Annotated in this window: 18 protein-coding genes; 7 read left to right on the plus strand and 11 right to left on the minus strand. The window is 66.5% G+C overall.

What is annotated here, in order from left to right:
- The 4 genes from VMJ11_RS11270 to argS all read right to left on the minus strand — a co-directional run.
- A partial coding sequence (locus VMJ11_RS11270) for an SDR family NAD(P)-dependent oxidoreductase (RefSeq protein WP_325619498.1) occupies positions 1-466 on the minus strand: 466 nt, incomplete at its 3' end.
- Complete coding sequence (locus VMJ11_RS11275; protein ID WP_325619499.1) at positions 466-1119, minus strand: thiol:disulfide interchange protein DsbA/DsbL; 654 nt, start codon at positions 1117-1119, stop codon at positions 466-468. The genes VMJ11_RS11275 and VMJ11_RS11270, both read right to left, overlap by 1 nt.
- Before the next feature lie 222 nt (positions 1120-1341).
- Positions 1342-2208, minus strand: a complete 867-nt coding sequence (locus tag VMJ11_RS11280) for an SPOR domain-containing protein (protein ID WP_325619500.1) — start codon at positions 2206-2208, stop codon at positions 1342-1344.
- 188 nt (positions 2209-2396) lie between these two features.
- Positions 2397-4181: an arginine--tRNA ligase gene (gene argS, locus VMJ11_RS11285; protein ID WP_325619501.1), complete on the minus strand. Its 1785-nt coding sequence runs from the start codon at positions 4179-4181 to the stop codon at positions 2397-2399.
- Between the two features lie 334 nt (positions 4182-4515).
- Between argS and VMJ11_RS11290 the strand changes: the two genes are divergently transcribed.
- Positions 4516-4842 carry a DUF1840 domain-containing protein gene (locus tag VMJ11_RS11290; protein ID WP_325619502.1) on the plus strand — a complete coding sequence of 109 codons (327 nt, stop codon included), beginning with the start codon at positions 4516-4518 and terminating at the stop codon, positions 4840-4842.
- A gap of 233 nt (positions 4843-5075) precedes the next feature.
- Here the strand turns inward: VMJ11_RS11290 and VMJ11_RS11295 are convergent, their stop codons facing one another.
- From VMJ11_RS11295 to VMJ11_RS11325, 7 genes are all read right to left on the minus strand, one after another.
- Positions 5076-5279, minus strand: a complete 204-nt coding sequence (locus VMJ11_RS11295) for an acid-shock protein (RefSeq protein WP_325619503.1) — start codon at positions 5277-5279, stop codon at positions 5076-5078.
- 255 nt (positions 5280-5534) lie between these two features.
- Complete coding sequence (metH, locus tag VMJ11_RS11300; protein ID WP_325619515.1) at positions 5535-8267, minus strand: methionine synthase; 2733 nt, start codon at positions 8265-8267, stop codon at positions 5535-5537.
- Positions 8268-8318: 51 nt separating this feature from the next.
- A complete protein-coding gene (locus VMJ11_RS11305) occupies positions 8319-9398 on the minus strand; it encodes a homocysteine S-methyltransferase family protein (RefSeq protein WP_325619504.1) in 1080 nt (359 codons plus the stop codon).
- A gap of 247 nt (positions 9399-9645) precedes the next feature.
- A complete protein-coding gene (locus VMJ11_RS11310) occupies positions 9646-9903 on the minus strand; it encodes a BTH_I0359 family protein (protein ID WP_325619505.1) in 258 nt (85 codons plus the stop codon).
- 172 nt (positions 9904-10075) lie between these two features.
- Positions 10076-10864: a 3-oxoadipate enol-lactonase gene (gene pcaD / locus VMJ11_RS11315; RefSeq protein WP_325619506.1), complete on the minus strand. Its 789-nt coding sequence runs from the start codon at positions 10862-10864 to the stop codon at positions 10076-10078.
- 376 nt (positions 10865-11240) lie between these two features.
- On the minus strand, positions 11241-12758 hold the full coding sequence (locus VMJ11_RS11320; protein WP_325619507.1) for a DUF3108 domain-containing protein: 1518 nt from the start codon (positions 12756-12758) through the stop codon (positions 11241-11243).
- Positions 12759-12872: 114 nt separating this feature from the next.
- The gene (locus tag VMJ11_RS11325) at positions 12873-13802 is read right to left on the minus strand and encodes an IclR family transcriptional regulator (RefSeq protein ID WP_325619508.1); all 930 of its coding nucleotides are present in this window, start codon (positions 13800-13802) and stop codon (positions 12873-12875) included.
- Between the two features lie 126 nt (positions 13803-13928).
- On the opposite strand from VMJ11_RS11325, the gene VMJ11_RS11330 reads away from it, so the two are divergent.
- From VMJ11_RS11330 to VMJ11_RS11355, 6 genes are all read left to right on the plus strand, one after another.
- Entirely contained in the window at positions 13929-14921 is a 993-nt protein-coding gene (locus VMJ11_RS11330) for a fumarylacetoacetate hydrolase family protein (protein WP_325619509.1), read from the plus strand.
- Positions 14922-15115: 194 nt separating this feature from the next.
- On the plus strand, positions 15116-16288 hold the full coding sequence (locus VMJ11_RS11335; protein ID WP_325619510.1) for an ABC transporter substrate-binding protein: 1173 nt from the start codon (positions 15116-15118) through the stop codon (positions 16286-16288).
- Positions 16289-16335: 47 nt separating this feature from the next.
- Entirely contained in the window at positions 16336-17160 is an 825-nt protein-coding gene (locus tag VMJ11_RS11340; RefSeq protein WP_325619511.1) for an enoyl-CoA hydratase/isomerase family protein, read from the plus strand.
- A 208-nt stretch (positions 17161-17368) separates the two neighbouring features.
- Entirely contained in the window at positions 17369-18115 is a 747-nt protein-coding gene (locus VMJ11_RS11345) for a PhaM family polyhydroxyalkanoate granule multifunctional regulatory protein (protein ID WP_325619512.1), read from the plus strand.
- Between the two features lie 58 nt (positions 18116-18173).
- On the plus strand, positions 18174-19379 hold the full coding sequence (locus VMJ11_RS11350; RefSeq protein ID WP_325619513.1) for a patatin-like phospholipase family protein: 1206 nt from the start codon (positions 18174-18176) through the stop codon (positions 19377-19379).
- A 527-nt stretch (positions 19380-19906) separates the two neighbouring features.
- Positions 19907-20719: ferritin-like domain-containing protein (locus VMJ11_RS11355; RefSeq protein ID WP_325619514.1), on the plus strand; the 813-nt coding region annotated here is incomplete at its 3' end.

The following is a 20719-nucleotide window of genomic DNA, read 5'->3' on the forward strand; positions in this document are numbered from 1 at the left end:
ACGCGCCCGAGCCCGGCAACCCGCGCACGCCCGCCACGCTCGCGATGCCCACGAGCGTGCCGCGCCTTGCCTGCGCCATGGCCGAGGCAAACGGCTCGAAGGTGGCGACCATGCCGAAGTAGTTGGTGTCCATCACGTCGCGGAACGTCGCGAGGTCGCCTTCACCTGTGAGCACGCCGCGGCTCACGCCGGCGTTGGCGATCACGATGTCGGGCTGGCCATGCTGCGCGATGAAGTCTCGCGCGGCGGCGGCGAGCGCATCGGCGTCGCGCACATCGGCGGGATAGATGGAGATGGGGTGATCGGGGTGGGACTGCCGGAAGCCGGCGAGGGCCTCGCCGCGGCGCGCGACGAGCCCGAGGACGGCGCCGCGCCGCGCGTACTCGGCGGCGAGCGCGGCGCCAATGCCGCTCGACGCGCCGGTGATGAAGACCTTCAGCGGCGCGCCTTGCATTGCGTTTCGCATTACATCTTCTTCGCGCGGATCTGCGAGACGATGTAGTCCATCACCTGGAGCGTGCCCGGAAGTGCCTTGTCCTCCGGGAGCTGGATCATGGCCGGGCCGGTTTCGTACTTGCCCTGGATGGCGATGGTCGGCACGCCGTCGATCTTGTAGGCGTCGAGCAGGGCCTTGTCCCGCTGCAGCGCGCTTTGCGTCGAGAACGAGTTGTACGCTTCCATGTACTTCTTCGGATCGACGCCTTGCGTGGCGAGGAACTTCGCCTGGTCTTCCGGCGTGAGCAGGTAGTTCTTGTTCTCGTGGATCTCGTGGAACACGGCCGGCGTGAGTTTCTGCGCGAGGCCGAGCGCGTCGAGCGCGTAGTACATCTTCGAATGCGGGATGAAATCATCACGGAATGCGACCGGCACGCGCTTGAATACGACGTCCGGACCTTGCTTCTTGACCCAGTCTTCGAGGAACGGGTCGAACTTGTTGCAATGGGGGCAGCCGTACCAGAAGAATTCGGTCACTTCGATCTTGCCCGCGGGCACGCCGACGGGCTGCGGCGTTTTCAGGACCGTATATTCCTTGCCTGCCACGGGCGCGGTGGGCGAGGCGTGGGCCACTCCGGCGATCAGCGAGAGCGAGAGCAAAAGCGTACCGAGAAGTCTTTTCATAGCGTTGGAATCCACTGTGCCTGGGCCGGCTGCGGCCGGTCGTTTGCCGCACCGGCAAGCCGCGGCTGCGCGGGGTCTGCGCGGGCGCGAAGCCTGACGTGTGCGGGTGCTGCGTATTGACGGACCCGCGCCGCGCGCCGGCGCCCGGCCTCTCCCGATGTCGCGCTGGTGCGTAGAAGCGACGGGAGGGCGGGCGCGCGGTGAGCGCGGCGCGGACGGCGATTACTGCTTCGTGAAACGGATGACGGCCGTGTCGATACCGGCGTCGGACAGACGTTGACGCGTGGAGTTCATCTCGTCGAACTTCGTGAACGGACCGATACGGACTCGATAGTACGTGACGCCGCCGGCGTCGCGCTGCGTCACTTTCGATTCGAACCCCTGGAACGCGAGGCGCGCGCGCTGCTGCTCGGCGTCGGCCGAGGTCTTGTATGCGCCCACCTGCAGGAAGTAGCCAGTGTTGACGTCGCCGGGCACGGGCGCGGCGCCGCCCTGCGCGGGCTTTGCGGCCGGTGGCGTGGGCACGGCGTTGGCAGGCTTCTGCGGCTGGTTGTTCGCGAGGATCTGCGCCGGGTTGCTGGCCGTTTGCGGCTTCTTCGTGATGGGGGTGCCGCCCGTGACGGTGTCGTCCGTCGAGGGTTGTGGGGCGACGGCCACGCCGTTGTTGGCTGCGTTGTTGGCTGCGTTGTTGCCCGCATTGTTGCCCGCATTGTTGCCGCCGGCAGGCGGCACTTCGACGATCTGCGGCTCCTCGAGCATCCCCGAGGACTGCGACTGGTTCGTGGTCTGGCCCGGCGCCGTGTTGGGCGGCGCGCTTTGCGCGGCTTGCGGCACGGGCTGGCCGGGCGACTTGCCCTGCAGCGCGCGGTTCGGATCGTACTGGTCGTTCTGGCTCACGTCGGAGGCGGCCGGCGGCGCGACCTTCGAGACGAACGGCGTGGGCGCGCGCGTGATGTAGAGCGCCACCACCACCGCGATCGCAAGGCCAACGATCAGGCCAAGCACGACGCCGAGAAACGTTCCCCCGGACTGCTTCGACTGCTGCTTTGTAGTGCGGCGCGGTTTTGCCATCGTCTGAATCACCTGCAAACAAGAGAACCCTGGAATGGCCGTCCGCGCGAGGCGGCGGCCCCAAACATGTTGCTGCGCGTGCTACGTGCGCTGCGGGCAGCGGCGGCGCAATCGCGAAACCGCCACCGCCTTGCGGGCGCGCAATCAGCCTGATCAGCCAGCATTGCGCCCACGTTCGTACCCGCGTTTTTGCCCACGTTCGCGCTTTACATGCGCTCCGGCGCAGACACGCCGATCACCGCCAGACCGTTCGCGAGCACCTGACGCGTGGCCGCGAGCAGGGCGACGCGGGCGTCGCGTTCGGCGACGTCGTCGACGAGAACGCGTTCGGCATTGTAGAACGAGTGAAACTCAGCGGCGAGTTCGCGCAGGTAGAACGCCACCGCGTGCGGCGCCAGTTCGTTCGCCGCGTGCGTGAGCATGTCGGGGAATTCACCGAGCTTCGCGATGAGCGCGAGCGCGCGCTCGCTCGACAGCGGCGCGAGCTCGACCTTGGGCAGCGCGGCGAGATCGCCGCCGTGCTTGCCCTGCCAGTCGCCGAGGATCGACGAGATGCGCGCGTGGGCGTACTGCACGTAGTACACCGGGTTTTCGTCGTTTTGCTTCAGCGCGAGGTCGATGTCGAACACGAATTCGGTGTCGGCCTTGCGCGAGATGAGGAAGAAGCGCACGGCGTCGCGGCCGCGGCGGATGGTCGCTTCGTCGAGCAGGTCGGGCGAGACTTCGCTGCCCGGGTTCGCGCCGCCCGACCATTCGATCAGGTCACGCACGGTCACGTAGCTGCCCGCGCGCTTGGAGATCTTCACTTCCTGGCCGTCGCGCATCACCGTGACCATCTTGTGCAGCACGTAGTCGGGATAACCCTTCGGAATGCCGACGCCGAGCGACTGCAGGCCCGCGCGCACGCGCGCGATGGTGCCGTGGTGGTCGGAGCCCTGCACGTTGATGACCTTCGTGAAGCCGCGTTCCCACTTGGTGACGTGGTAGGCGACATCGGGCAGGAAGTACGTGTAGGTGCCGTCGGACTTGCGCATCACGCGGTCCTTGTCGTCGCCGTAGTCGGTGGTCTTGAGCCACAGCGCGCCGTCCTGCTCGTAGGTCTCGCCCGAGGCGACCAGCGCCTCGACGGTCTTCTCGACGCGGCCTTCGGTGTACAGCGACGACTCCAGGTAGTAGCGGTCGAATTTCACGCCGAACGCCTGCAGGTCGAGATCCTGCTCGTGGCGCAGATAGGCCACGGCGAAGCGGCGGATCGCCTCGAGGTCCTCGGGGTCCTGCGCGCCCTTGACCGGTGCGCCATCCTTTGCGGCAACGGTCTCGCCGGCGAGATAGTCGCGCGCGATGTCGGCGATGTACTCGCCGTTGTACGCGGCCTCGGGCCACTCGGCGTCGCCGGGCTTGAAGCCGCGTGCGCGCGCCTGGGTCGAGACGGCGAGGTTGTGGATCTGCACGCCCGCGTCGTTGTAGTAGAACTCGCGGTGCACGTCGTAGCCCTGCGAGGCGAGCACGTTCGAGATGGCGTCGCCGAGCGCGGCCTGGCGGCCATGGCCGACGTGCAGCGGGCCCGTGGGGTTCGCCGAGACGAATTCGACGAGCACGCGCTTGCCGGCTTCGCGCTGCGAGCGGCCGAACGCCTCGCGCTGGTCGAACACGGCGCCGATCACGGCGCGCTTGGCGTTCGCGGTCAGACGCAGGTTGATGAAGCCGGGGCCGGCCACTTCGGCCGCCTCGATCAGGCCGGCGGCCTCGGGCTGCGCGAGCGCGGCATCGACGATCTGTTGGGCGAGCTGGCGCGGGTTGGCGCGCATGGGCTTGGCGAGCTGCATCGCGACGTTGCAGGCGATGTCGCCGTGCGCGGCGACCTTCGGGCGCTCGAGCGTGATCGCGGGCACGACGAATGCGGCTTCGCTTGCGCCTTCGGTGGCCTTCGCCACCTGGGCGACAGCTTGCGCGAGCAGGGTCTCCAGGGTGTGTTTCTGTGCGGGCAGCATGCTGGTTGCAGGTCCTGTGCGGGTAATGGGATGCGGGGCTGGCGAGCCTCGGGGCGCGGCCCCTGGCTTGCCGGCGCTGGCCGCCGAATAAGGGCGAGGGCGCGCCGGCCGCGGGGCGAACCGCCGGAGCTGCGGCGGCCGGCTCGCGGCCGCGCGGCATGGCGGCGCGTGCGGGACGCCCGGGCGCCGCGCCCTGCGGGTAATTCCGTCCTGACGGATTTTAGCAGGTGCTAATATGTGAAATCAGGTAGCGCGACACGGGCCGCCTTGGCCCGCCTGGCTTCGCGAGCCGGGTGTCAGGCGCCGATCCGAAAAAATCATAAAGGGAACAGACATGCTGGTTACTTTCAAATGTCACGCGTCGCCAGACGTCACGATGCTGGAGAACCTCGCACAGTACCTTCTCGGCATCATCGGCAAACGGCTCGGCCCCCGCGGCGTGATCACGCGCGAGGAACTCGAAACCGCCATCAGCAAGCTCGAAGCGGCCATCGCCACGGACAAGAAAGAACGCTCGGAACACGAAGGCCACTTCCATGAAGGCGAAGATGGCCGTGAGCACCACGAATTGCCCGTCGGCCTTGCGCAACGCGCTTTTCCGTTCCTCGATATGCTGCGCGCTGCGCGCAGGGAACAGAACGACATCGTCTGGGGGATCTGAGGTTCCTCGGCAGCAGGGCTGCCAGGCTGGCCGCGTTGCTTCGTCGCATTTGTTCCGTGCAGCGGCGAAGCCCGCGACGGCGGCCCGATGTTGGTGGCCCCACCTCGGCGGCCCCACCTGATTCGATACTGCAGAAAGCAAAGAGCCCGCGCACACACGCGGGCTCTTTGCTTTTCAGGCGGCGCGATCGTGAGCCTGGCGCGACTCGCAAGGCGCGCCACGGCGCGCTCAGCTCACTGGCTGGCGGCCGCTGGCGCGGCGGCGGATGCGGCCGGCTGGGTCATTTTCTTCTTCTTCGGCTTCTTCACGTGCTTTTCGGTGGGCGCCGAGTACGACGACACCGGGCTTGCCTGTTCAGGCGCGGCCGGCTGGGCGAACGACGGCTGCGCGAGCGCCGCGACGCCGCAGGCAGTCAACATCAACATCAGCTTCTTCATGCGATTTTCTCCGTCGAGGTTGCTTTTAAGGATTTGCTGATGATCGAGCCGGTGCGGCGGCCTTGTCGGCGCGTCGCCGTGTCGCCACGTTCGGCCTGGTGTCATGCAGGCATTACCGGGACTTGCGGGCCCATCTTACAAAGCCGAAAAATCGCGCGCGCGAAATATTCACCCTGGCGAATGGCATATGTCGGACACCCACAACGGAGGTAGCGCGGGCAGGAATGCGCGCCGCCGGGGCGGCGCGCGGGAGGATTAGAGCAGCGGCGCGAGCGCGCGGCGGGCGTCCGCGTCGGAGAGGGCCATGCGGCGCGCAAAGTCGGCAACCTGGTCCTGGCCGATCTTGCCCACCGAGAAGTATGTGCTGTCCGGATGCGCGAGATAGAAACCCGAAACGCTGGCGGCCGGCAACATCGCGAGCGATTCGGTCACGCTCATGCCGATCTCGCTCACCTGCAGGAAGTCGAACATGTCGCGCTTCACGAGGTGGTCCGGGCAGGCGGGGTAGCCCGGCGCCGGGCGGATGCCCGAATACTTTTCGGCGATCAGCGCGTCGTGGTCGAGCGACTCGTTCGCCGCATAGCCCCACAGGTCGCGGCGCACGCGCGCGTGCATCGCCTCGGCGAAGGCTTCCGCGAAGCGGTCGGCGAGCGCCTTGAGCATGATTGCGCTGTAGTCGTCGTGGTCCTTTTCGAACTGCGCTTCCTTCACGTCCACGCCGATCCCCGCCGTCACCGCGAACATGCCGATGTAGTCGGCCACGCCCGAATCCTTCGGCGCGATGAAGTCGGCCAGCGACCGGTTCGCGCGCATCACGCCGTCCACCACCGGCCGCACCGACTGCTGGCGCAGATTGCGCCACGTGAGCGCGACTTCGCTGCGCGATTCGTCGGTGTAGATCTCGATGTCGTCGTCGTTGACCGTGTTCGCGGGCAACAGCGCGATCACGCCGTTCGCCTGCAGCCAGCGGCCCTGGATCAGGCGCGCGAGCATCGACTTGGCGTCGGAGAACACCTTGCGCGCCGACTCGCCCACGATCTCGTCGTTGAGGATCTGCGGATACGGACCGGCCAGGTCCCAGGTCTGGAAGAACGGGCCCCAGTCGATGTACTTCGCAAGTTCGTTCAGGTCGAAGTTCTTGAACACGCGGCGGCCGATGAACTTCGGCTTCACGGGCTTGAAGTTGGCCCAGTCGATCTTCGTCTTGTTCGCGCGCGCTTCTTCGAGCGTCACGAGCGGCAGTGCTTTCTTGTTGGCGTGCTGGTCGCGAATGCGTTCGTAGTCGCTGCGCAATTCGTCGATGTACTTCGTCGCACCTTCGTCGGAGAGCAGGCTCGACGCCACCGACACCGAACGCGACGCATCCGGCACGTACACCACCGGCCCTTCATAGTGCGGCGCGATCTTCACGGCCGTGTGCACGCGCGAGGTGGTCGCGCCGCCGATCAAGAGCGGAATCTTTTTCACGCGGAAGTAGTCGTCGCGCTGCATTTCGGAGGCCACGTAGGCCATCTCTTCAAGCGACGGCGTAATGAGCCCCGAAAGGCCGACGATGTCCGCGCCTTCGACCTTCGCCTTCGCGAGGATCTCGTTGCACGGGACCATCACGCCCATGTTGACCACTTCGAAGTTGTTGCACTGGAGCACGACCGAGACGATGTTTTTGCCGATGTCGTGCACGTCGCCCTTCACGGTGGCGATGACGATCTTGCCCTTCGCGCGCACGTCGCCGCCCGCTTCGGCGAGCAGGCGCTTTTCTTCCTCGATGAAGGGAATCAGGTGCGCTACGGCCTGCTTCATCACGCGCGCCGACTTCACGACCTGAGGCAGGAACATCTTGCCCTGGCCGAACAGGTCGCCGACGATGTTCATGCCGTCCATGAGCGGGCCTTCGATCACGTTGATCGGGCGGCCGCCGCCGCCCATGATCTTCTGGCGCGCTTCTTCGGTGTCCTCCACGATGAAGTTCGTGATGCCGTGCACGAGCGCATGCGCAAGACGCTTTTCCACGTCCTGGTTGCGCCATTCGAGGTTCTCTTCCTTCTTCGCGGCGCCGGTCTTGAACTTGTCGGCGATTTCGAGCAGACGGTCGGTCGAGTCGGGGCGGCGGTTGAGCACGACGTCTTCCACGCGCTCGCGCAGCTCGGCGTCGAGATCGGCATACACGCCGAGCTGGCCCGCGTTGACGATGCCCATGTCCATGCCCGCCTGAATGGCGTGGTAGAGGAACACGGTGTGGATCGCCTCGCGCACCGGGTCGTTGCCGCGGAACGAGAACGAGACGTTCGACACGCCGCCGCTCACCTTCGCGTGGGGCAGGTTCTGCTTGATCCAGCGCGTTGCCTCGATGAAGTCGACCGCGTAGTTGTTGTGCTCCTCGATGCCCGTCGCCACCGCGAAGATGTTCGGGTCGAAGATGATGTCCTCGGGCGCGAAGCCCGCTTCGTTCACGAGGATGTCGTAGGAGCGTTTGCAGATCTCGGTCTTGCGCGCGAACGTGTCGGCCTGGCCCTGCTCGTCGAAGGCCATCACGACGCTCGCCGCGCCATAGCGGCGAATGAGCTTCGCGTGGTGGACGAACTGCTCTTTGCCTTCCTTCAGCGAGATCGAATTGACGATGGCCTTGCCCTGCACGCACTGCAGACCCGCCTCGATCACCTCCCACTTCGACGAGTCGATCATGATCGGCACGCGCGCGATGTCGGGCTCCGAAGCGATGAGGTTCATGAAACGTACCATCGCCGCCTTCGAGTCGAGCATGGCCTCGTCCATGTTGACGTCGATGATCTGCGCGCCGTTCTCGACCTGCTGGCGCGCAACCGCAAGCGCCTCGTCGAACTGGCCGTTCAGGATCATCCGCGCGAACGCCTTCGAGCCGGTCACGTTCGTGCGCTCGCCCACGTTGATGAACAGCGTGCCTTCGTTCACGTTGAAGGGTTCGAGGCCGCAAAGGCGCAGGGTATGGTCAGTCATGGCGTGGGACCGGATCGTGTGTTGTCGGTGGGGAGCGGGGCTCGATTGAGTCGGTCAGTCGAAACGTCAGGCGACGTCGCGATCGTCGCGGTATTGGCCGGGCCAGCGGCGCGGCTTGATTTCGGCGAGCGCCTTCGCGATGGCCGCGATGTGCTCGGGCGTCGTGCCGCAGCAGCCGCCCGCCACGTTGACGAGCCCGGCGCTCGCGAATTCCTTCAGGAGACCAGACGTATCGGCAGGCGCTTCGTCGAAGCCGGTGTCGCTCATCGGGTTGGGCAGGCCCGCGTTCGGGTAGCACGAGACGTAGGTGTCGCAGAGCTTCGAGAGCTCGGCGATGTACGGGCGCATGAGCGCGGCGCCCAGCGCACAGTTCAGGCCGAACGTGAGCGGTTTCGCGTGGCGCAGCGAGTTCCAGAACGCCTCGACGGTCTGGCCCGAGAGAATGCGGCCCGAGGCGTCGGTCACGGTGCCCGAGATCATGATGGGCAGGCGCTCGCCCGTGTCTTCGAACAGCTCGTCGAGCGCGAAGAGCGCGGCCTTGGCGTTGAGCGTGTCGAAGATCGTCTCGACGAGGAACAGGTCGCAGCCGCCGTCCAGCAGCGCCTTTGCCTGCTCGTAGTACGCGCGGCGCAGCTCTTCGAACGTGACATTGCGTGCGCCCGGATCGTTCACATCGGGCGAGATGCTCGCCGTTTTCGGCGTGGGCCCGATTGCGCCCGCGACGAAGCGCGGCTTGTCCGGGGTCGAATACTTCTCGCAGGCGGCACGCGCGAGCTTCGCCGATTCGATGTTCATCTCGACGGCGAGATCGCCCATGCCATAGTCGTCCTGGGCCACCGTGGTCGCGCCGAACGTGTTGGTCTCGATGATGTCCGCACCCGCTGCGAGGTACTGCTCGTGAATCTCGCGGATGATCTGCGGCTGCGTGATCGAGAGCAGCTCGTTGTTGCCCTTGATGTCGCGCGGATAGTCCTTGAAGCGCTCGCCGCGGTAGGCGGCTTCGTCGAGCTTGTAGCGCTGGATCATCGTGCCCATCGCGCCGTCGAGGATCACGATGCGCGAGGCGAGCAGCGCGGGAAGCGCTGCGCCGCGCGTGTAGTGGGTGTTCGCGGCGGGACGCGAAGCGTGTTCGGCAGGCTGGTTCATGGGTCGCGGGCGGGCGTGGCGCCGGTTGAACTGGGAAACCCAACATTGTAGCCGCAGCTGGGGCGCTTCGCTGGCCGCCACGGCGCCTCGCGGTGCGCCGGCCGGCGCGTGCGGGCCATCTGCGGCTCACCGCGATGAGCCGCCGTGCGACACGATGAGCCGAAAAAAGGAAACCCCGGCCGGCGCGAGCCGGACGGGGTTCCGTGTGGAGGACGCTGCGCGCAGAGTGCCGCTCTTTGCGCGGGCGTCAGTGAAGCACGACGGGTTGCTGCATGAGGCTGTCGAACTGTCCGAGGAATTCGTCGACTTCGTCGAGCGACTGCTCTGCTTCAATCAGCTTTTGCACGTCTTCGCGAAAACGTGCCGCCATCGCACCGTCGATGAAGATCTCGCGGCGCGCGTTCTTGTCGACGATCTCGTAGCCGCCGGCGCGCATGGCGCTGTGGCCGTCCTGCGGGGGAAACTCGACAACGCAATAGTTGGGGCTGTTGTAGATCATTTGCACGGCGACACTCCTTTTTCCTGTGCTCCCTGGCTGCTGCTCACTACGTGGAGCGTTCGTTCTGGAATTCAAGGGGTGGGTTGCGCATCACCTCTTATGTGGACTGCTTTCCCTTGTCGCTTTTTACCTCACCTGCGCCTGCTGCCACTGTCATACTGCCTTTCGTTCGAACTGCTTAAACCAACTGCTTGAGAAACGTTTCAAGCAGCGCCGTGAAGCGGTGCGACTCCTCTACCGGGGCCAGATGCGCCGCGTCGAGTACCACGAAATGCGACCCTTCTATTGATTTAGCCAGTGCCTGGGTCACGGATGCTGGCGTCCCATTGTCGTAACGGCCCGCCACGGCGAGCGTGGGCACGCGCAATTGCCCGAGCCGCGCCTCGACATCGAAATCACGCAGCGCCTCGCAGGCCATTGCGTAGCCTTCTGAAGGGGTCCGTAATAAAACGTCACGAATCTGCGCGACGGTTTGCGCATGCGAGTGCCGGAAGTCGGCGGTGAACCAGCGCGCCATGGTCGCGTCCGCGAGGGCTGCGAGACCGTCGTGCCGCACCGTGGCGGCGCGTTCGTTCCAGGTCGCGCGCGCTTGCGGCGGCGTACGGCTTGTCGTGTCGCAAAGCGTGAGCGTGAAGACACGCGCCGGATAGTCGAGTGCGAACTGCTGCGCGATCATGCCGCCCATCGACATGCCGACGAGATGCGCATGCTCGATGCCGGTTACGTCGAAGAGCGCGCTGAGGTCGGCGGCGAGTTGCGCGAAGCCGAAGGGCTCGCTCGCGACTGCGCTCGCGCCGTGGCCGCGCACGTCGTAGCGCAGCACGCTGTGGCGATGGCGGAAATGTCCTGCCAGCGTGTCCCACACGGAAAGATCGCCACCCAGTTGATGAATGAACGCCAGCGCAGGCCCACCGCTCCTGTCTTCGAAGACATAGTGCGTATCGATGCCGTTGACAGTTACTTGCATGGGTTCCTCCTTCGCCTTCCAGGCTGGGAGTCAAGCCGTTTGCGAGCTACTGCGTGCACGCGATGCCTGTGCAGCAATCCGCGCGCCCGATGGCTCGCGGATGATGCGCCGTTGCAATGTTCACTACCTTGTTAGTCGCGTCCCTGGGTGCTGCGTTCTGGCTGCCTTTTTGGCTTTTTGCAGTCTTGTCTGGTGTTTGTGCATGACCGCGCGCGATGTCGAGCCGTGATTTTTCGTCTGTTTATTTTTCGGCCCTACATTGCACACGCGAAGGCTTGCGACCATGGTCGCATGGCTGCATTTCAGTATGCGCCATTTCGCGGTTTCGTGTCGCGAAGCGGGCCGTCTGGATCGGGCGTTTCGTGCGCTTGCGCGCTCAAGGGTGTTCGGGCGCCGGACCGGGCGAAGCTGGGGAGGGCTGGTCGTTATCTGAAGGCGTTTGCGGCAGCGGTTCTGTCTGCATATTCGGAGCCGTCGCGGGGGGCTCTGCTTGCGGTTGCGACTGCGGCGGGGCTTGCGTTGCCGGTGAAGCTGGCGTTGCGAGCGTTGCCGCGCCGGGCGTTGCGGATTGTGCCGATGTTGTGTCGGGTGTTGCGCTGGTTGCTGCGTTGGGCGTTTCGGTGGACGTCGCGCTCGCCGGTGTGGGCACGCTCTGTGCCGCGCCTGGCGTCGGCGCGGATTCGTTCGTCGGGGATTCGTTCATCGGGGATGCGGCCGTCGGCACCGTGAGCGCGCCGCGCCACACGAGCTCGAACTGCGTGCCGTTCGGCTCGGTCTGCAAGAGACGCACCGGCAACCAGCCGAGCGACGGCGCGAGCCAGACGTCGATGCGCCGCCTGTCGCCCTCGCGGCGCGGCAGGCGCATGAAATGACGCGCCGTGACGTAACCATGATCCGTGCTGACCGTCTCGTCGCCGATCGTGGTGATGGGCCAGGTTTCGCCGCTGTCGTTGTCCGCCACGTAGAACTCGCGCGTGACGCCCGGCCGGTAGGCCTCGGGGTTGCCGCGCACGAGGCTCGCGAGCTGCATCACCATGCTGAAGCGGTCCTGCGCGCCATCGGGCAGCGCGAGCGAATTGGGCGTGCGCGTGAACACGATCTGCTTGTCGGTGCGGTTGAAGATCGTCACGTCCTCGGGGCGATGGCCGCGCTTTTCGATGTATTGATCGGGCGCGAGGCCGAACGCATCCACGCGACCCTTGCTGGTCCAGCTGAAGGTGCCGACGAAGGGCAGGGGCACGGAGACGACCATCTCGTAGCGCTGCCCGTCGCTCGACCAGTGGATCGTGCCGGGCTGATTGCGCACGCCGTTGAAGAACGTGTCGTACTGCAGCTCGCCCGATGGCGGCACCGAGAACTTCACACCATGCGAGGCCTGGGTGGCTTGCGCCGAGGGTTGCTTGCCGTTGCCGGGCGCCGCAGTCGCCGTGCCGCTCGTACCGCTCGCGCCGGTGCCCGCGCTTGCATCCGAAGCGGCGGCATCCGAAGCGGCGGCATCGGGCGCGGAAGCAGCCTGCGTATCCGGCTTTACTGCCGCCCGCGAGGCGCTTTCCTCAGGATGGGGCTTCGCCGGCGTCAACGCATGCAGCGTGTGCGGCTCGACGGCCTTTCGCGCCGGTCTTGGCGCGGCCGCCGATGGCGCCGCCGCGCGACCGGCGGGGCGCGCTTCGCGCTCGATGCGCTCGGGCTTGAGCAGCGCCACCTGCACGGGCACGCGCACATGCGAGACGGGCGGCGGCGCGCCGTGATGCCGGTCGAACCACTCGGCGGCAAGCCAGTGGAGCGCCGTCACCGCGACGAACACGCCGACCCAGCGCCACGCGCGCACGCGCCGCGGCGTGCGTGAATCGTGTTCGAGGCGGCGTGCCTCTCGTGAGGTGACGGATGTCGACATCGGGCGTTCGTGGCGGCTCAGGCTAGTACGTTAATGTGACACAACGCGCCGGGCGCGCGCAGAAAGCGCAACGCCCGCGAGCCGGTGGTGCGTGCTGCTGCATATGCGCGGCCTTCAGCGCGGCGTCGGACTGTACCCCAATTCGTACGAGAGTTTTTCGGCGCACGCGCGCAAAGCCGTATCGACGGCGCCGTTCCAGCTGCTGTCGAACGCGCCCTCGTGACCGAGCGCGATGAGCCCGAGCGCGAGTTCGCCGCTGGCATCGAACACCGGCGTGCAGAACGCGTGGATGGTCGGCAGCAGCATGCCTTCCACGCGCGCCGCGCCATGCTCGCGCACCTGCACGAGCGCGCATTCGAGCGCTTCGGGTGTGCGTGGCGTCGAGCCGTACGAGTAATGTTGTGAGCCCGCGAGTTCGCGTTCGATCATCGCGCCGGTCTTGCTGCGCGGCAGGTAGGCGGCGAACAGCAGGCCCGTCGCGGAACTGAGCATCGGCATCACGTCGCCGAGCTTGAGGGAAGCCTTCGCCGGGTGGCTCGACTCCATCCAGTGCACCACGGTCGGCCCCTGGTTGCCCCACACGGCGATGCCCACGGTGATGTCGAGCGCATCGCGCAACTCCGCGAGCGCAATGCGCGCGAGCTTCACGCCATCCACGCGCGCGAGCCGCGCAAGGCCGAGCTGTAGCGCGAAGCCGCCCAGTTCGTAGCGCCCGGAGAGCGCGTCCTGCGCGACCATGCCGAGGCGCATGAAGCTCACGAGATAACGATGCGCCTTCGCAGGGCTCATGCCCGCGCGCTGCGCGAGGTCGCGAAGCATCATCGCGCGCGGCTCGCTGGTCAGCACTTCGAGCAGCCGAAAGCCCACTTCGATCGACTGGATGCCTGAGCGCAGCTTTTCTTCGCCGGCTTCGGTGGAATCGGCGGATTCCGGGGTGCCGGCGTCGGAGGTGTCGGCGGCATCGGTGAAGTCGGCGAGATCGTCGGGGTTCTGGGCGTCTGCGGCGCTCGCGCGCGGCGAGGCGGATCGGACGGTAGGCGGCATGGAGGCGTTGTGGTGTAGGGAGTGCGGCAAAGCTATGTAGCTATGTCAAGCGGCGACGCTCTCTTGGGGCGCGCCGATTCACCATCGTAGAATACATTTCCCTAATCGTCACCCACGTCTGACTCCATGAAACTTGCCACGCTGAAGGACGGCACCCGCGACGGGCAGCTGATCGTCGTTTCCCGCGACCTGCGCAGCGCCGCCATCGCCGACTCCATCGCGCCCACGCTCCAGCGCGTGCTCGACGACTGGCGCTTTTACGCGCCGCAGCTCGCCGATCTCTACGAGGCGCTCAACTACGGCCGCGCGCGCAACGCATTCAGCTTCGACGCACGCAACTGCATGGCGCCGCTGCCGCGCGCGTACCAGTGGGCGGACGGCTCGTCCTACGTGAATCACGTGGAACTGGTGCGACGCGCGCGCGGCGCCGAGATGCCGGCCGAGTTCTGGACCGACCCGCTCATGTACCAGGGCGGCAGCGACGATTTCATCGGCCCGTGCGACGACATCGTGTGCGCGTCCGAGGCGTCCGGCATCGACTTCGAGGCCGAGGTGGCCGTGATCACCGGCGACGTGGCGATGGGCGCGACCCCCGACGAAGCGCTCAGGGCCGTGCGGCTCGTGACGCTCGTCAACGACGTGTCGCTGCGCAACCTGATTCCGGCCGAGCTCGCGAAGGGCTTCGGTTTTTTCCAGAGCAAGCCGGCCAGCGCGTTCGCGCCCGTTGCGATCACGCCAGACGAACTCGGCGAACACTGGCGCGAAGGGCGCGTGCATTTGCCGCTCATCGTGCACTGGAACGGCAGAAAGGTGGGCCAGCCCGACGCGGGCACGGACATGGTGTTCCACTTCGGCCAACTGATCGCGCATGCCGCGAAGACGCGCAACTTGCGCGCGGGCGCGATCGTCGGCTCGGGCACGGTCTCGAACAAGGACGCGAAGCGCGGCTATTGCTGTATCGCCGAGAAGCGCTGCCTCGAGATGATCGAGCACGGGCAGGCGAGCACGGAGTTCATGAAGTACGGTGACACCGTGAAAATCGAGATGCTCGACGAAGCGGGCAAGTCGATCTTCGGTGCGATCGACCAGGCGGTGGCGCCGCTCGCGAACGCCGGGTGACACGCAGGGCCGCGCGGGCCAGCATGGGTCCGCGCACCGAAGGGTTTCGCCGGATGCCGCGCGCCACGCGTGCGGCTACACTGGCGAACGCCCTTTATTCTTCAGGAGGATCGAGGAGACCAGCACAAGCGCAAGCCATAGAAGCAAGCCGCATCCAAAGCCGTACACAGAATACGCTCGCAACAGGAGACCAAATGAACGCTTCTCGCCCGTTCCGCCTCGCCGCACGTCTTAGCTTGTTTTCCAGCCTCTTCGCGCTTGCGCCCACGCTCGCGCTCGCGCAGGTCAAGATCGGCCTCGTGCTCTCGCTCACCGGGCCGGCCGCATCGCTCGGCATCCCGGCGCGCGACACCGCCGCGATGTTCCCCGCCGAGATCGCGGGCCAGAAAGTGCAGTACATCGTGCTCGACGATGCCTCCGACACGACGCAGGCCGTACAGAACACGAAAAAGCTGATCGACGAGCAGCACGTCGACGCGATCATCGGTTCGTCGATCACGCCCAACACGCTCGCGATGCTCGACGTGATCGCGCAGGGTGAGACGCCCACCCTCTCGCTCGCTTCGTCGGCGAGGATCATCGAGCCCATGGACGACAAGCGGCACTGGATGTTCAAGACGCCGCAGACCGACGCGATGATGGCCGGTGCGATCATGGAGCACGCCGCCGCGCACAACGTGAAGACGCTCGCCTATATCGGCCAGGCGGACGCGCTCGGCGAGGCGTTCTACGCCGAGATCGCGAAGGCCGCGCAGCAGCGCAACATCAAGATCGTCGCGAACGAGCGCTTTAACCGCACCGATCCGAGCGTGACGGGGCAGGTGCTCAAGATCGTCGCGACGCATCCCGACGCCGTGGTGGTGGGCGCGGCCGGCACCCCCGCCGCGCTGCCGCCGAAGACGCTCAAGGAGCGCGGCTACAAGGGGCTCATCTATCACAATCACGGCGTGGGCAACCGCGACTTCCTGCGCGTGTGCGGCGCGGACTGCAACGGCACCTTCCTGCCCGCGAGCCCGGTGCTCGTCGCGGCGCAATTGCCCGAGGACCGTCCGGGCCGCCGCCTTGCGCTCGACTATATTTCGCGCTACGAAGGACGTTACGGCGCGGGCACGGTGTCGGCGTTCGGCGCGTACACGTGGGACGCAGGCCTGTTGCTCGAGAACGCGATTCCGGTGGCGCTGAAGGCGGGAGCGCCGGGCACGAGCGCGTTTCGCCACGCGCTGCGCGACGCGCTCGAAGCGACGCGCGGACTGCAGGACACCAATGGCGTCGTGAACATGAGCGCCACCGACCACCTCGGCCTCGATGCACGTGCGCGCGTGATGGTCGAGATCCGGGACGGCAAGTGGATTTACCAGCCGAAGTGACGATATTTTCAAAGCCTCAGTAATCCGAAGCAAAGGAGGGCCAGCCCATGAACGATCCTTTTTACGCCCGCTATCACGCCTTGCGCGTGCGTCGGCACGAGCACGGCATCGTCGAGATCGTGATGAGCGGCGAGGGGGCGAACAGGAGCAGCCTCGCGACCGCCGACGCCCAGATGCACCGCGAGCTCGCCGAAATCTGGCGCGACGTGGACCGCGACCCCGATGCCCGCGTTGCGGTGATCCGCGGCGAGGGCAAGGGCTTTTCGGCGGGCGGCGACCTGCAGCTCGTCGAGGACATGGCCACGCACTTCGACGTTCGCGCACGCGTGTGGCGCGAGGCGCGCGACCTCGTCTACAACGTGATCAACTGCAGCAAGCCCATCGTCTCGGCGATGCACGGCCCGGCCGTCGGCGCGGGGCTCGTGGCGGGCCTGCTCGCCGACATTTCGATTGCCTCGAAAACGGCGCGCATCATCGACGGCCATACGCGCCTCGGCGTCGCGGCGGGCGACCACGCGGCAATCGTGTGGCCGCTCCTGTGCGGCATGGCGAAGGCGAAGTACTACCTGCTGCTTTGCGAGCCGGTGAGCGGTGAGGAGGCGGAGCGCATCGGCCTCGTCTCGCTCGCGGTGGACGATAACGATCTGCTGCCGAAGGCGTTCGAAGTCGCGAAGCGCCTCGCGAGCGGCTCGCAGACGGCGGTGCGCTGGACCAAGTACGCACTCAACAACTGGCTGCGCATGGCGGGACCCACGTTCGACACGTCGCTCGCGCTCGAATTCATGGGCTTTTCCGGGCCCGACGTGCGCGAGGGCGTGCAGTCGCTGCGCGAGCGGCGCGCGCCGCAGTTTCCGGGCGGCGATCCGTTCTGATCCTTCCACCGCGCGCATGGTGCCGCCGTCTCGCGATGTTCACGCGCCGCGGTGCGATGCGCGCGCTATCATCGAAGACGCCGCTTTTAAGATTGCGGACTGTTCGGGCGCAGCCGCTCGGGCCTCACATTCGCCGCGAGCCGATGAGGCGCTGTGAAGCCGCACATGGGCGAGTGTCCGACCATCTATCAACGCGAGGGAGATCCGCATGACCGACCCAGCAGGTTCCGTACCGCCGTTCCCGGGTTTTCCCGGTTTTCCGTCCGCCGAAATGCTCGACCGCATGTGGGGGATGATGCGGCTCACGCCGTTTGGCGGCGCATTTCCGGGTGCCGAACCGGGTAGCGCGCCGGGCTTCGGTCCGTCGCTGTCGATGATGTCCGACATGATGACGCCGCTTACCAACATCGAGGAGCTCGACAAGCGCATCACCGACCTGCGCGCGGTCGAGCAATGGCTCAAGCTCAATCTCGGCATGCTGCAGTCCGCCATTCAGGCGCTCGAGGTGCAGCGCGCCACGCTCTCCACACTGCGCGCGTTCGGCGCGTTTGCGCAGGCGCAGATGAGCCCGTCTTCCACAGAAACAGCGTCCGCGGGCGCCACGCGCGAGCGCGCCAGCGAGCCGCAGGCCGCGAGCGCAACCGAAGCGCCCGAGGGCCCGGCTGCGGCGCCGCCGGGCTTCGACGCGGCTTCGTGGTGGAACCTCGTTCAAGCGCAGTTCAACCAGCTCGCGCAATTCGCGATGGCGCAGCCTGCCGCCGCTGCGCAGGCCGCACAGGCGGCGGCCCAGGCGGTGAGCGAGGCGCAAACGCAGGCCGAGGCCGCGACGGCCAAACGCGGCAGTGCCCGGCGCAGCGGCAGCAGCGGCAACAATGGCGACAGCGGCAACCACGCCACGAGCGGCGCCCGCAACGCGCCGCGCGGCGCGAAGAAGGCGCCGGCGCAACCGGAATAAGGCGCGCCGCGTCACGAACAATCGTCCTGCGGGACGCAACACGGGGAGCGTCGGCGTCATGCGGCTTGCGCTCGTGATGATGGGCGGCGGCGCACGTGCGGCCTACCAGGCCGGCGCCTTGCGCGCGCTCGCCGAGCTTGCCGCCGAGGCCGAACCCGCGCGTCACGCGATGCCTTTCACGGTGATCTGCGGCACCTCGGCGGGCGCGATCAATGCCACCTCGATCGCGAGCCATGCCGACCAGTTCGCGCACGGCACGGCGCGCCTCGTCGAAGTCTGGTCGAACATGCGTGCGAGTCAGGTCTATCGCACCGACTGGCCGGGCGTCGCCGCCGCGGGCGCGCGCTGGCTCGCCGCGCTTGCGTTCGGCTGGGCCGCCGCCAGCGTGGGCGCGCGCGCCGCGCCGCGCACGCTATTCGACAACACGCCGCTCGCGCGCATGCTCCCGCACACGCTGAATTTCCACCGCATCGAGCAGATGCTCGACGAGCGCCGTCTGCATGCGCTCGCCGTCACGGCGCTCAGCTATTCGTCGGGGCGCCATGTCACGTTCTACCAGGCGAGCGAGCCGATCAGCGCGTGGCGGCGAGCGCAGCGCACCGCGCGCATGGTGGCGCTCACGCCCGCGCATCTGCTCGCCTCGGCCGCGATTCCGTTCGTGTTTCCTGCCGTGCGCCTGGAACTCGACGGCCGCCACGAATATTTCGGCGACGGCTCGATCCGGCAGATCGCGCCGCTTTCGCCCGCCATCCATTTCGGCGCGGGGCGCATCGTCGTGGTGGGCGCCGCCGCGCCCACACCGGAGGTGCCCGCCGCACGCCCCGACATCGACGCATACCCGTCGCTCGCACAGGTCGGCCAGCAGGTGCTCGCGAGCGTGTTCCTCGACTCGCTCGGCGCCGACATCGAGCGCGTCGAACACATCAACCGCATGGTCTTGCAACTGCCGCACGCGGTGGAGCCGGAAAGCGGCTGGCGTCACATCGAGGTGCTCGCGATCGCGCCGAGCGAGCGCATCGAGCTGATCGCGGCGCGCCACCTCCGCCAATTGCCGCGCCCGGTTCGCATGCTGCTCGGCGCGGTGGGCGGCACGCGCGCCTCGGGCGCGGCGTTCGCGAGCTACTTGCTGTTCGAGCGCGAATTCACCTGCGAGCTGATCGAGCTGGGTTATCGCGATACGCTGGCCCAACGTCAAATTCTTTTGACTTGGCTCAAAGCTCCGGCTGACAGCGCCGCCACGGATTTCGGGCTGCGCCGGAAGTGAAAGATCGGCATGCTATTATTGTGTAAGGTTTTTCTGGCGGTTTGTGAGGAATGGCGGGTGTCGCGCGCCTCGCAGCGCCGATTCCGCGGCTTTCACGGGCGCGGAGTTGGTGCGCCGGGGAACCTGCCGGCAAGGTGCGGCGAACGGGCGGTGAGCCCGTGGCTGAAGTGCGGCATTCCGTCGCATTCGCGGCGAGAAGCGTTCAGCGTTGTTGCTGGTTTCGCCGGGGCGCGCCGCGCCAAAAGCGTAGCGAACGGCCGGCACAATATGCGGTTATCGGCAGTGATCAGCGGTTTCAGGCGGCCGGGTTCGAGGCACGGAGCAACTACCCAGAATCCATGACGGCGCCTTTCATTCCGGTTGGCTGAATTGTCGTGGAGCAACGCCCAGGCGTGCTCCGGTCGCACATTTGCGTCCGGAGGGCCGGATACCGCGTAAAATTAAATGCTTTTTGCCTCGCGCGCCGCGCCATACGCGCCGCACGCGGCACGCTACGAAGTCGTCATGCGCAGATCAGGGGCGGGACTATGAACACGATGCTTTATCCGGAACTTTACAAATCGCTCGAATCGGTCCGTTGGGACATGGAAAAGGACATTCCCTGGGACAAGTTCGACGCGTCGCTCCTCACCGACGAGCAGGCCAGGACCATCAAGATGAACGCGATCACCGAGTGGTCCGCGTTGCCGGCCACGGAAATGTTCCTGCGCGACAACCACCACGACAGCGACTTCTCCGCGTTCATGAGCGTGTGGTTCTTCGAGGAGCAGAAGCATTCGCTCGTGCTCATGGAATACCTGCGCCGTTTCAAGCCGGAACTCGTGCCGACCGAAGAAGAGCTGCACGCCGTGCGCTTCGAGTTCGATCCGGCGCCGCCGCTCGAAACGCTCATGCTGCACTTCTGCGGCGAAATCCGCCTGAACCACTGGTATCGCCGTGCCGCCGAATGGCACACCGAGCCGGTCATCAAGGCGATCTACGAAACCATTTCGCGCGATGAAGCGCGCCACGGCGGCGCGTATCTGCGCTACATGAAGAAGGCGCTCAACAACTGCGGCGACGTCGCGCGCGCGGCGTTCGCAAAGATCGGCGTGCTGATGGCCTCGGCGCGCCGCACCGAAAAGCCGCTGCACCCCACGAACCTGCACGTGAACCAGTCGCTGTTCCCGCGCGACACCGTGCAGTCGCGCCTGCCCGACCCGGAATGGCTCGAGCGCTGGCTCGACGAGCAGATTCGCTTCGACGACGGCTGGGAAAAGAAGGTGATCGAGCGTATCCTGCACAACCTCTCGATCCTGTTCGAGCGCACGTTCAGCACGGCGCAGGAACTGAACCGCTAT

It is taken from the genome of Paraburkholderia sp., assembly GCF_035501035.1.
GTDB lineage: Bacteria > Pseudomonadota > Gammaproteobacteria > Burkholderiales > Burkholderiaceae > Paraburkholderia.

Excerpts from the sequence above, each read along its gene's own strand:
- VMJ11_RS11275 (WP_325619499.1), bottom strand. The coding sequence starts at position 1,119 with ATGAAAAGACTTCTCGGTACGCTTTTGCTCTCGCTCTCGCTGATCGCC.
- argS (WP_325619501.1), bottom strand. The coding sequence starts at position 4,181 with ATGCTGCCCGCACAGAAACACACCCTGGAGACCCTGCTCGCGCAAGCT.
- VMJ11_RS11290 (WP_325619502.1), top strand. The coding sequence starts at position 4,516 with ATGCTGGTTACTTTCAAATGTCACGCGTCGCCAGACGTCACGATGCTG.
- VMJ11_RS11295 (WP_325619503.1), bottom strand. The coding sequence starts at position 5,279 with ATGAAGAAGCTGATGTTGATGTTGACTGCCTGCGGCGTCGCGGCGCTC.
- VMJ11_RS11305 (WP_325619504.1), bottom strand. The coding sequence starts at position 9,398 with ATGAACCAGCCTGCCGAACACGCTTCGCGTCCCGCCGCGAACACCCAC.
- pcaD (WP_325619506.1), bottom strand. The coding sequence starts at position 10,864 with ATGCAAGTAACTGTCAACGGCATCGATACGCACTATGTCTTCGAAGAC.
- VMJ11_RS11320 (WP_325619507.1), bottom strand. The coding sequence starts at position 12,758 with ATGTCGACATCCGTCACCTCACGAGAGGCACGCCGCCTCGAACACGAT.
- VMJ11_RS11325 (WP_325619508.1), bottom strand. The coding sequence starts at position 13,802 with ATGCCGCCTACCGTCCGATCCGCCTCGCCGCGCGCGAGCGCCGCAGAC.
- VMJ11_RS11330 (WP_325619509.1), top strand. The coding sequence starts at position 13,929 with ATGAAACTTGCCACGCTGAAGGACGGCACCCGCGACGGGCAGCTGATC.
- VMJ11_RS11335 (WP_325619510.1), top strand. The coding sequence starts at position 15,116 with ATGAACGCTTCTCGCCCGTTCCGCCTCGCCGCACGTCTTAGCTTGTTT.
- VMJ11_RS11340 (WP_325619511.1), top strand. The coding sequence starts at position 16,336 with ATGAACGATCCTTTTTACGCCCGCTATCACGCCTTGCGCGTGCGTCGG.
- VMJ11_RS11345 (WP_325619512.1), top strand. The coding sequence starts at position 17,369 with ATGACCGACCCAGCAGGTTCCGTACCGCCGTTCCCGGGTTTTCCCGGT.
- VMJ11_RS11350 (WP_325619513.1), top strand. The coding sequence starts at position 18,174 with ATGCGGCTTGCGCTCGTGATGATGGGCGGCGGCGCACGTGCGGCCTAC.